This is a genomic window from Blastomonas sp. 34TW (assembly GCF_059803595.1).
This window is the reverse complement of record NZ_JAPFGW010000031.1, coordinates 1-10,745: the sequence shown is the minus strand read 5'-3', so window position 1 is coordinate 10,745 and position 10,745 is coordinate 1. Positions and strand designations below refer to the sequence as shown.

Genomic DNA, 10,745 nt, shown 5'->3' with positions numbered 1-10,745 from the left:
CGGTATGTCCTGTCGCAATCCAGATCCGGACACCGGAAGGAACTGGGATCACGGCTTCACCGATCGCAGGACCGCCGTAGCCAGACCTGGAGATGCGCCTGCCGGGATTCGCACGATCGCGCGCTCAAACTCCACGATGATCGGAGTCCCCGCAACAGCAACAGGCGCAGGATCAGGATCGGGCTGCACCTGGACTTGCGCGAAGCCGTGGCCTGCCTGCTCGAGCTGCCGCCGCCAGCGATAGATCTGACCAGGTCGAACATCGGCCAGACGGGCAATCCTGGCGACGTTGGCGCCCGGCGCCGAAATCGCCATCACCAGCGCATGCTTGTGCTCATCCGACCAGTGCCGGCGACGCTGAACACCTGAAATTACCGTCACCTGACCCATCGCACCGGTGCAAGCACCAGCGCTTGCACCGGTGCCTTCTCGGTATCCATCCGGTGAAGGCCGCGGTGTGATCCCGGCCGGATGCGTCGGCTGGGTTTATGCGGCGATTGCTGCGGTGCGCGGCGCCCAGTGCCACGGCAGGAGTTCATCGAGCGTGGTAGCTGGGTGATCGGCGATGCGAGCGAGGACATCGGCGAGCCATGCCTGCGGATCGACATCGTTGAGCTCGGCAGTCTGGATCAGCGTGTAGATGACGGTCGCGCGCTGGCCGCCACGATCCGAGCCGCAGAACAGCCAGGCCTTGCGGCCAAGCGGGATGCAGCGAAGGGCGCGCTCGGAAGCGTTGTTGGTGAGACAGATCCTGCCATCGTCGAGGAAGCGGGTGAACGCGTCCCAGCGCTTGAGCATGTAGAAGCAGGCCTTGGTCAGATCGTGGCCGCGCGACAGCTTGGCAACTTGGGCTGTGAGCCAAGTGTGGAGCTCGGCCATCAGCGGCGCGCTGAGTTGCTGACGAACCGCGATGCGCTCGGCGGGGCTCTTGCCATTGATGCCGCGCTCGATGTCGAACAGGGCATCAAGGCGCTGCACGGCTTCGAGCGCAATCGGATAGATCATGCTGCTGCGCTGGCCGCGGCTCTTCTTGCGGGCTGATCTTACGACATCGGCCAGCTCGAAGAACTTGCGGCGGGCATGGGCGAAGCAGCCCGCTTCCAGCACGGGACCGGGGTCGCGGCCTTCGCGATAGAGATCGTTGTAGCCGCCATAGGCATCGGCCTGCAGGATCCCGGACCAGCCTGCGAGATGGGCCTATGGGTGCTCGCCGCGCCGGTCGCGCGAGTAGTGGAACAGGGCTGCCGGCGGATCAGATCCGGCGAACGGACGATCATCGCGCACGTAGACCCATAATCGCGCCACATCGGTCTTGCCCTTGGCCATGACCGGCACGGTGGTATCGTCGCCATGGATCCGGGTGGCAGCCAGAACATGCGCTTCGATCAGCTTGTAGAGCGGCATCAGCGCGTGGGCAGCAGCCCCGACCTGATCGGCAAGGGTCGAGAGACTGAGCGGCACGCCTTCGCGGGCAAAGCGCTCGGCCTGCCTGTTGAGCGGTTGGTGCTGCCCGTACTTCTCGAACAGGAGCATGGCGAGGAAGCTGGGCCCAGCCCATCCGCGTGGGACCACATGGAACGGAGCCGGGGCCTGTGCGATCTTCTCGCAGTCCCGGCACGAGAACTTCTCGCGCACGGTCTGGATCACCTTCCACGAGCGCGGGATGACCTCGAGCGTCTCGGTGACGTCCTCGCCTAGCTTGGACAGCCGGTCACCGCCGCAGGCCGGGCAGGAACAGGGTGCAGGAACCACGACGCGCTCGCGCGGCAGGTGATCGGGGAACGGCTTCCTTGCCGGGCGCTTGCGCTCGAAGGCCGTGACCGTGGTGGTCTTGGCTGCCGCTTCCTCGGCGATGCGGTCGTCTTCGGCGGCGTCGGCCTCGAGCTCTTCGAGTTGCAGCTCCATCTGATCGAGCAGGCGGCGGCTGCGTTCGGCGCTGGGGCCATACTGCTCGCGCTTGAGCTTGGCGATCTGCAGCTTGAGGTGGGCGATCAGCGCCTCGATGGCGCTATGGTGGACCATGGCGTTGGCGAGCTTGGCCTCCGCCTCGTCGGCCTTGCGGGCCATCGCCGTGACCAGCGCCTTGAGCGCTTCAACATCGTCCGGAAGGGGCGAGATGGCGGCTTCCATGAACCAGAGTGAATCATCATCCACCCTCTGCTGCAAGGGCAAAATGCCCGCGTCTGCCGACTATCCGGCGCTCTGCGGACGCCACGTATACTGCGGGTTCCTCCAGTCAATCCCCTCCAGCAGGCAGGCCAGTTGCGAGGGGGTCAACGACACCATGCCCTCCTTGGCTGACGGCCACACGAACCGGCCCTTCTCGAGCCGCTTGGCGTAAAGCGACATGCCGATCCCGTCGTGCCAGATGATCTTGACCAGCGAGCCTGCGCGCCCGCGGAACACGAACAGATCGCCGCCGTGAGGATTACGCTTGAGCCCTTGCTGCACCAGCAGCGCCAGACCCTGCATGCCCTTGCGCATATCCGTGTGGCCCAGCGCGATCCACACCCGCGCGCCGGAAGGGATCATCGCAGCGCCTTCAGCGCGGCCGTGATCAGGGCCGGTGATGCCGCAGCGAAAACGCTCACCCGCTTGCCGCGCGGCAGGTCGATGATCATCGCGGGGTGCTCGGCACCGCTGGCCACCATCACATCTTCGTCCACTACCGCTTCAGCGAATACCGGTGTGGGAAGCGCATCCGGCACCTCGGCCTCCCGCGCCGCGCCTGCATCGAGCAACTTGCGCCGCCACGTGTAGATCAGCCCGGACGAGACGTCATGACGCCGGCAGACATCGGCAACCCGGGCGCCAGGCGCGAACGCCTCGGCCACGATCTGCAGCCGTTCCTCATCACTCCACCGGCGGCGCCACTCCGGCCCCGAAAATACCGTCACCTGACCCACCGACCGCTCCAAAGCACACTCTTAAGAGCACGCTTAAGAGCGCTCGCTACCTACCCGCGCAAGGCGGCCCCCGCCGGATGGACACCCTTCTCGGCACGTCACCAAATCAGCGCAAGGCGGCCCTCACCGCAGGGTTACAGCCTTTATCACTGATGTCATCGAGAAAATCGCCGGCGACTGGCCAGCCTCGCGCGGGGACGAGCTCATGCCCTGGAACTGGCAGCCAGATCAGCAGATGACCGCCGAAGCCGCTTAGCTCCGGGCAATTCAGTCGGTGCGAACGTAAATGGCTATGGCCCGTTTCGCTATCTCGCGGTTGTGGGCGAGGTTACCGGTTAGCTCCATTCGAACCGTCATTACCCAATTCAGATATTCGGCGACTGCCTCAGCAGTCGTGCCAGCGGCCAGAATGCCGTCAAGGTGGAGCGCGTATGAATCATACTCATCGACCGCCTCGGGCATACCCGCTACGCCAATCGGATCCCAGTCATTCAGGAGCAAGCCTTTAAGCTCTTTGAGTCCGCCTATCATATCTGAGGTGATACACCTCTGCCCAACCAGGGACCATGGCCTTCACGCCACGCTTACTTGTAATGACCGCTATCCGCGATAGCTTAGGCGGGCGTCAGCGCCACCGCGTCCCAGACCACCGGCCTCATTCCTTAGCCGGAAACGCAGGTAGATCGTGTTCCAGTTGCCGGATTTGGGAGGGACATCGCGCCATGGCGTTCCGCAACGCAGCCGCCACAGAAGCCTGTTAGTTATCGCGCGGTTCTGCTCGGGGCGACGACCGCGCCCACGGTTAGCTGCCTCAATCGGCAGCAAAGTCTTCAAAATACGCCAATCTGCTTCGCTGAGATCACGTCAGCCCAAGCGTGCATCAAAAAGCAGGCTTGGATCAACCAGAGCGCCAACCGTCAACCAATCTGTCCACGCCCCCAATCACCACCCCATCACCACCCGCTGCCAGACGGTTTTGAATGCATCACATAATCACCAAAAAAGGGAACCCCATAAATGTTGCACATCATGAGAACACTCCCTACTCAATCTTAAGGTCCGAAATTACAATGTCTACGCCCTGTTCACGTTCGTTAACAATCGAGAGTTCAAACCATGCAAAACCACACTCCTCGCTATGCAAATTTACATCAAAACGGAATTGACCGCCTTGGCCCTGACTGCTCATAGCACGCCGATTCAGCTTAGGGTTCTCCACACAACGGGTTTCTAAAACAAATCTAATTCCGCTATGCAACAACTGAGGATCGTCAACTTGAAATGTCAATGATGTGATTTGTGAATAAACCCTTGCAAGTCTACGCGCTAAAACGCCAGAGGCCAAGCCAATAACGCTGACATTTAGACGCCCGTCCGCGTCGATGAAACTTCCTAAATCACCTCTATCATTTGGTACTACCCAGGAGAATGGGGCCAAACTGCCCTTTTTTGCAAAACCGAACTCCCCAGCACTGTCCGATTGACCACGATGATCGACCAATTCGGGCCGCAATTTTGAATAAAGGGACCACGCTTCATTGAAGAGATCTGCATCAATAAGCTTCGTCAACAATAACTCATCGCTTATAATAGCCTCAGCATCGCGGCCTCCAGTCACATCTCCACGAACCAATGCTACGTTGGGCAATGCATTCAAATCATTTGCTGCTGCAGCCCAGAACCTACTTCGCCACGAAGAATCTTTTCTCATTAGCGCAACCATAATTGGGACAGCCTTCTGGTTATGCAAAAGCTTCACAAGTTCTCGCAGCACCACTAGACTTTGCTCGTTATCCCTTTTCAAAATTGTGTCATAATACAAGACTGTAGCATCAACGTCACCACGCCGCGCTGAATCATCGGCAAGCCAAGCTGCAGTAATTACCTGACGTTTGTTCAAAGCAAAAGATGATTCGAACAACCGGCGCGCCACAACACGGTCCTTGATCGACAATCCTAGCAAAGCTACCGTCGACTGGTCAGTCGGATCTAACCTAAATCCTGCCAACGAGTGAAGTATGACTTCTTGCGGAACAACAGACGGTATAAGACCGCGATTATCTCGAACAGCTTTCTCCAGCAGTAACTTAGCAATCCGAGCATCCAGAGGTGCGGGCCGAAGTGGCCAATTAGCAACGAAGCTCACGTTTCCGCCCTTAAAGGAATTCGCATAAGAAAAGAGGGCGGCCGACAACGCCAAGCCTACACTCACGATTACTACAACCACTTTATTCATAGCGAACTCATAAAAGCAAAGTAGTAAGTCAACAAACAGACATTAGCATGATTGTTAATCAATATTTTTTGACCCGTATCCATAGCCGTATCCATAGCCATAGCCATAGCCATAGGTAGCGTTTCGATTATCTACTTTTGTGACCAAGGCACCCAATACACGCACTCGTCCTTCCTGCAATCTGTCAAGAGCGGATCCAATCGCACGCAATTTCGCACCATTGGCTTCGATCACATATACGACCCCCTCCGTTGAGTTGCCAATAAGTGGTGCGTCGGCAAGCCCAAGAACTGGTGGCGAATCAACGACAACATGGTCAAACTCTTCTGCTAAGCGAGCCAAGAGGATCGACAGTCGACCATTGCTAAGCAATTCACCTGCATTGGGGGGAGCAGTGCCACCGGTCATCATCGCTAGATTTGTAACTTCCGTTGGTCGAATAAGGCCGTGATGATCATCAGCGCCCGCCAGAAAAGCACTGAGGCCTGGAGCTAACTGATGACTACCAAACTTATGTTGTGTTGGATTCCGCATGTCTGCGTCGATCAGCACAACCTTCTTGCCCGAGCGAGCCAGCACCAATGCCAGTGCATGCGCCGAGGTAGACTTTCCCTCGCTAGGTTGAGTGCTTGTGACTGCGAACACGCGTGGAACACCATGGTCTGTCAAAAATGACATTGCAGTGCGGATCGACAGAAATGCCTCGGATGCCGTCGACTTTTGATCTGACAAACTATCCAGGATGTCCACGCCGTCCAGATATGGAAGCACACCCAACAGCGGAATACGTAGATTGCGCTTTACCTGCTGAGGATCCTTCAGGCTCTCATCAATTTGCTCCATTGCAAAGACATACCCTGCCGAGCAGACAATCCCGAAGAAAAGTGCGAGGGCGACGTTCAAAATCAGGTTCGGGCTGGAGGGCTTATCGGGGACAACCGCACGATCAACAATTGATATGTTGCTATTACCAACCCCAGCAACGCCGATTTCTTTATAGCGCTGCAGAAGCCCTTCATAGAGCTGACGGTTTGTGTCAACTTCTCTGCGCAAAATATTATACTGTATTTCACTTCTCTGCTGCGAGGAAAACCGATCTTTCAACTGTTCTACTTGCCGGCGAAGCTCATTTTCCCGCTTTCTCGCTGCTACGACGCGGGCATTCACGGCCCCACCTACGCGCGCCTCTTCCCCCGCGATGCTGCGGTCCAATGCCGCAACTTGCGCCTTCAATGCAATCACTTCCGGAAACTCAGACTCGTATTTGGCGAGAGATTTAGAATACTCAGCCATCACCTGGCCACGCTTCTCCCGAAGCCCGTTTATCGTTGTATTACGTAGAGCTTCTTCACTTGCTTGCGCATCACCACGAATCTTGCTCTCAGCTTCGATTCGCGAAGCAATTGCTGCATTTAATTCTTTGTTCAAGTTCTCAAGATCAATGGCAGTCAACGTGCGCGGAGCATCAGAAGTGCCCGAGTCGGTAGAGGCCAATGCAATAATTTTGCTCCGGTTAGCATACAATACGAGATCGCGCTCTGAATCTTCAAGCTTTTGCCGAAGCTCTCCAAGGCGACGCTCCAGATAGGATCTGGCATTTACGGTAGAGGCAAACCTGCGATCCATGCTTAGCTGGATGAACTGCTCTACCCATGCGCTTGAAACTCGAGCAGACAACTCTGGTGAAGGGCTCACAAAGGTAACATCCACCAAGGCCGAACCTCTTATAGGGTCGACTGAGATGTTATCTAACAGTGTATCGACAGTGATTTCGAAAACTTTCTGGCGTTCTGCAGCGGTTTGAGTTGAGCCGTCCGCTTGATTACCGGCTTCATCATCTATTGAGAAACTTTCAAGAAAATCTGGATCAGCGGCAAGCTTGAGAGCTCGAGCAGTTCGCTCTGCAAGGGAACGCGCCTCAAGCAGGCTGTATTGGGTTTGATAGAACTCAAGTCCTTGACCAATTTCCTTCGCCTCTACCCCCTCAACATTGGTAACCTTATCCTCAGCCCGGCTAATTTCTATTCTAGATGTTGCGGTGTATTTGGGCGTCATCAAAAACGAGATAACCAAACCAAAAATCAAAGAAGCGCCAATGATAATCAATACGGCGACACGTCTTGTCGATACTGCACGCCAGTATTCAAGAAGTGCTGGGGGGATATCGCTTTCGGTCCCCACGTGATGCGGACTTAGAGGAGCCTCTGCCCTCACAAGTTCACCACTATTCTGGTTCATAGCCATCACGCTCTCTTACTGCTGTGCCAAGATTATCAATGGAGTTGTGAGAAGGGGGCTGGCCTGCAAGAGATCCCTGAACAGGCGCCTGCCAGGAGAGTCGCCGACTACGACAACGTCATTGGCGAATAATTCTGGGTCTTCGTACGCACCCTTACGTATGGCATCTAAATTATATAAGCCAGCATACTTTTGCCCATCGACAGTTCTAAACACAACGACATCCTTCAGGCTTGCAAATTCATCCACGCCTTGCGCCGCAGCAATTGCCCTAATTAGCGTCATACGACCCAGAACTGGATAAGAACCGGGCCTTTTTACCTCTCCATCAACTGTAACAAGCTGACTGAGAGATTCCTCTAAGTTTACGGTTACAGATGGGTTTCGGACGAATTTTCCTTTAAGCCGGCTCTCTATCTCCTTCGCCAGCTCAGAAGGACTACGACCACCACCTTTGATCTCTCCTACCAAAGGAAAAAGAAAACTACCGGACGCATCGGTTTGGATTTCGCGCTCAAGTTCCTCAACACCAAATACTTCAATTTTGAGCTTATCAAACGGTCCAATCAAATAAGGGCGATCTGGCGTGAGGAGGTCAACACCTGTCGGAACGGGCATTTGTGCCTGTCGCATGATGGATAATTGGGAACTTGGATTCTGCAAAGGGGGTGAACCTGCGCAGCCCGTTAGGCTTAACACAACTAGGCTTACCCATACTTTACGCATAATAAGTGCTTCCTTGCGATAAACACGGCTTGCTCCTGGCAGCTGCCATGGGAAAACAGAACTAAGTGACTGAAACCCTTCGACCAGTGGATTCTTGTGAGAATTCGACCCAGCTCGCGGGTGCGATTACGTAACTTGCAAAAACTGCGAATGCCATCATGATCAACGGAACCCTTAAGGGATAGTCAGCCACACTTGCAATGCCAAAGATCAAAATCCCCAAAGCTGCACAATATTTTAACAGAAAGACTTGAGTTGACTTTATTCTAATTCTCCAGGCAGTCCTCAGTGCTCTTGCAAAGGCCAACACTCCTAGAACAACAACGATCAAACTAATTGCCCCACCCTCTATCGCTATCTGCAGCCAATCGTTGTGCGCATTGTTCAGATACGTTGGTCCCAGGGTAGCCAAAGGTTCGTATTTGTAAAAAACCCTCTCAAAGCTTCCAAAGCCCGATCCCCAGATTAAATGACGCTCCGCCATGTTAAATAAAATCGGTGACAATTGCGTCCTTAATTCTGCCTGCGCATCAAGCTCAAACAGTCTATCGATCGCAGTCGCACGCCCAGCCAACATGGACACAAATGCGGCAAAAGGAACGACGATGGCGATCAACAGAATTAGCAAGAAAGGCCAGTCTAGCTTCGCATTACTCGGTTTCTTCGTATTGCCGCTTAGCCTTCGCGAAAATAGGCCAAGAAAAACCGATAGTAGAATTGCAAAACAACCCAGTACAAATCCAGATCGCGAACCAATTATAGGTAGCATGAACATTATTAGGCAAACCGCCGAAAATGAAAGTGCCGCTCTAAAATTGTTCAACTGGATCCCTGCTCGAATTTGCCAAAAAATTATTACAGGTATCATCGCAACCAAAAAGATTGCGTGGTGGTTGCGGTTTGAAAAGAGCCCTACCGCTGACCCGCGATTGGTGATTTCATACAAGTACAGAGAGCTTGAGCGCCCTGCCAGTTCTTGAATTATACCCAAAGTGGCAGAAATTGCTGCAATGACTAACAACACACCAAGCGCCATCAGTCGCTTGCGCGGGGTAAGTATATTAAGCATCAGAACTGTCGCAATGGGCACCGATAGAGAGTATAAGCTGTTTAAGGTTTGGGGTGGAGCCATACTAATTGGACGCCATAAGGGTTCCCGTAACAAAATATCAGTGAGAACAGCTATTTCTTGTCGATCAGGCAAATGCTCCCAGAAATAGGGGGGGAGTGGTATTAGCTGGATGGCCATGATTGTAGCCAGGCTTAGGAGCATGACCGTAAGTGGCATTGTTTCTCGACGGCGTTGCCAAGCTCCGTGGACCAATGCATATGCAATCACCCCAAACGCCAACGGACGCAACAACACTAATGAGGCAATGTCGCCCCGAGCACCTCCTCCGAGAAGGGCCACCGCAGCGAGGAACCCACAAAACACCTTGAAATGCCGCGACTTTTCGGCGTTCGGTACAGGTTGGTTGAAAATGGTTGTCATGGCGTTGATACGATGGTGTTCCGGCGGACCGATGGTCCATTTTTGCGTTCTGAGATTTCCCTAGTTAACTTCCTGGCTGCCGCCAACCGAAAAAATCCAACTCGCGGTGATCCGAATTTGGGTAACCGGCGTTTTCGCTATATAGCGGGCTCTTCGTGGACCTACCACTGGATCCCTTCCGATCGACTAGAAGGTGATTAAGCTGCGTTGCTCTTGTCCGGGTTGCGGGGCATGCTCGGTGTTCGAAAGCTGCATACTTCGTAGCCTGATGGCGTCTAGCACCCTGAGAGCGCTAGGATCAGCTGCTGGCAAGGCCGCTGGTCGTGTCGATGGGTTCTAGTAGGGTAAGGCTGTCGCCGAATACTCCCTTAGTGTCGTGGACAGATTGGTTGACGGTTGGCGCTCTGGTTGATCCAAGCCTGCTTTTTGATGCACGCTTGGGCTGACGTGATCTCAGCGAAGCAGATTGGCGTATTTTGAAGACTTTGCTGCCGATTGAGGCAGCTAACCGTGGGCGCGGTCGTCGCCCCGAGCAGAACCGCGCGATAACCAACAGGCTTCTGTGGCGGCTGCGTTGCGGAACGCCATGGCGCGATGTCCCTCCCAAATCCGGCAACTGGAACACTTTCTGCTGCTTGGCCAGGCCGAGCGCACGAAGGGGATCTGCAGGCGGCTTGCGGCTTGCATCGCCGACCCGCGCGGTCCTGCGCGAGTGGGCCACTGCCTTAATAACATCCTGCGAGCCCGGGTGTTCGCGATCGCGTGCGGCTACGAGGACGCCGACGATCTCGACGCCCTGTGCGACGATCCAGGCTGTCGCCTGGCGATGGACAAGCGCCCGGGGGCAGGCGCGAGATTAGCCAGTCAACCGGCCATGAGCCGCTGGGAGCACGCACCGACCATGCTCGAACTGGCGAAGCTGATGGCCGGGATGATCGACATCTACTGCACCAGCTATCCTGGTGCGTCGGCCGCGGTGAAGCAGGTTATCGATCACACCTGCGATGTCGTCCACGGCTATCAGCAACTCTCGCTCCGGAACGGGCATTACGGGGAGCGCTGCTTCCTGCAGATCCATGTGTGGACGACCTCCGCTGCGCAAGAGCATTTTGGCATTGATGACCTCGGTCGGGTGCATCCATGTGTT

At 55.3% G+C, this 10,745-nt stretch carries 8 protein-coding genes and 5 pseudogenes; 3 read left to right on the top strand and 10 right to left on the bottom strand.

All coding sequences use genetic code 11. The features are described 5' to 3' along the window. Nucleotides 1-48: 48 nt before the first annotated feature. The 4 genes and pseudogenes from OPU69_RS19545 to tnpA all read right to left on the bottom strand — a co-directional run bounded on the left by OPU69_RS19545 (nucleotide 49) and on the right by tnpA (nucleotide 2,906). The gene (locus tag OPU69_RS19545; RefSeq protein WP_498513223.1) at nucleotides 49-390 is read right to left on the bottom strand and encodes a transposase; all 342 of its coding nucleotides are present in this window, start codon (nucleotides 388-390) and stop codon (nucleotides 49-51) included. A 96-nt stretch (nucleotides 391-486) separates the two neighbouring features. After that, nucleotides 487-2,130, bottom strand: a pseudogene (gene tnpC, locus OPU69_RS19540) (IS66 family transposase). Between the two features lie 60 nt (nucleotides 2,131-2,190). Next, nucleotides 2,191-2,532 carry an IS66 family insertion sequence element accessory protein TnpB gene (gene tnpB, locus OPU69_RS19535; protein WP_498513221.1) on the bottom strand — a complete coding sequence of 114 codons (342 nt, stop codon included), beginning with the start codon at nucleotides 2,530-2,532 and terminating at the stop codon, nucleotides 2,191-2,193. Next, entirely contained in the window at nucleotides 2,529-2,906 is a 378-nt protein-coding gene (gene tnpA, locus OPU69_RS19530; protein ID WP_498513219.1) for an IS66-like element accessory protein TnpA, read from the bottom strand. Before tnpA ends, tnpB begins: the two co-directional genes overlap by 4 nt. 139 nt (nucleotides 2,907-3,045) lie before the next feature. Here tnpA and OPU69_RS19525 point away from each other — a divergent pair. Beyond that, nucleotides 3,046-3,162: pseudogene (locus OPU69_RS19525) on the top strand (transposase domain-containing protein); the annotation flags it as partial. An 11-nt stretch (nucleotides 3,163-3,173) separates the two neighbouring features. Here OPU69_RS19525 and OPU69_RS19520 read toward each other — a convergent pair. The 6 genes and pseudogenes from OPU69_RS19520 to OPU69_RS19495 form a co-directional block, all read right to left on the bottom strand. Continuing rightward, entirely contained in the window at nucleotides 3,174-3,437 is a 264-nt protein-coding gene (locus OPU69_RS19520; RefSeq protein ID WP_498513216.1) for a hypothetical protein, read from the bottom strand. Nucleotides 3,438-3,506: 69 nt separating this feature from the next. Further along, a pseudogene (locus OPU69_RS19515) lies at nucleotides 3,507-3,752 on the bottom strand (transposase); the annotation flags it as partial. A 196-nt stretch (nucleotides 3,753-3,948) separates the two neighbouring features. Further along, complete coding sequence (locus OPU69_RS19510; protein ID WP_498513214.1) at nucleotides 3,949-5,142, bottom strand: hypothetical protein; 1,194 nt, start codon at nucleotides 5,140-5,142, stop codon at nucleotides 3,949-3,951. 54 nt (nucleotides 5,143-5,196) lie between these two features. After that, nucleotides 5,197-7,386, bottom strand: a complete 2,190-nt coding sequence (locus OPU69_RS19505) for a GumC family protein (RefSeq protein WP_498513212.1) — start codon at nucleotides 7,384-7,386, stop codon at nucleotides 5,197-5,199. 9 nt (nucleotides 7,387-7,395) lie between these two features. Beyond that, on the bottom strand, nucleotides 7,396-7,998 hold the full coding sequence (locus OPU69_RS19500) for a polysaccharide biosynthesis/export family protein (RefSeq protein WP_498513210.1): 603 nt from the start codon (nucleotides 7,996-7,998) through the stop codon (nucleotides 7,396-7,398). A 169-nt stretch (nucleotides 7,999-8,167) separates the two neighbouring features. Beyond that, complete coding sequence (locus tag OPU69_RS19495; RefSeq protein ID WP_498513208.1) at nucleotides 8,168-9,598, bottom strand: O-antigen ligase family protein; 1,431 nt, start codon at nucleotides 9,596-9,598, stop codon at nucleotides 8,168-8,170. A 476-nt stretch (nucleotides 9,599-10,074) separates the two neighbouring features. On the opposite strand from OPU69_RS19495, the pseudogene OPU69_RS19490 reads away from it, so the two are divergent. Then, nucleotides 10,075-10,173: pseudogene (locus tag OPU69_RS19490) on the top strand (hypothetical protein); the annotation flags it as partial. A gap of 53 nt (nucleotides 10,174-10,226) precedes the next feature. After that, nucleotides 10,227-10,745 (top strand): annotated as a pseudogene (locus OPU69_RS19485) (transposase); the annotation flags it as partial.

What these genes read in the sequence shown, in the direction of transcription:
- OPU69_RS19500 (WP_498513210.1), bottom strand. Translation starts at nt 7,998, where the DNA reads ATGCCCGTTCCGACAGGTGTTGACCTCCTCACGCCAGATCGCCCTTAT.
- OPU69_RS19545 (WP_498513223.1), bottom strand. Translation starts at nt 390, where the DNA reads ATGGGTCAGGTGACGGTAATTTCAGGTGTTCAGCGTCGCCGGCACTGG.
- OPU69_RS19520 (WP_498513216.1), bottom strand. Translation starts at nt 3,437, where the DNA reads ATGATAGGCGGACTCAAAGAGCTTAAAGGCTTGCTCCTGAATGACTGG.
- OPU69_RS19495 (WP_498513208.1), bottom strand. Translation starts at nt 9,598, where the DNA reads ATGACAACCATTTTCAACCAACCTGTACCGAACGCCGAAAAGTCGCGG.
- OPU69_RS19510 (WP_498513214.1), bottom strand. Translation starts at nt 5,142, where the DNA reads ATGAATAAAGTGGTTGTAGTAATCGTGAGTGTAGGCTTGGCGTTGTCG.
- OPU69_RS19505 (WP_498513212.1), bottom strand. Translation starts at nt 7,386, where the DNA reads ATGGCTATGAACCAGAATAGTGGTGAACTTGTGAGGGCAGAGGCTCCT.
- tnpB (WP_498513221.1), bottom strand. Translation starts at nt 2,532, where the DNA reads ATGATCCCTTCCGGCGCGCGGGTGTGGATCGCGCTGGGCCACACGGAT.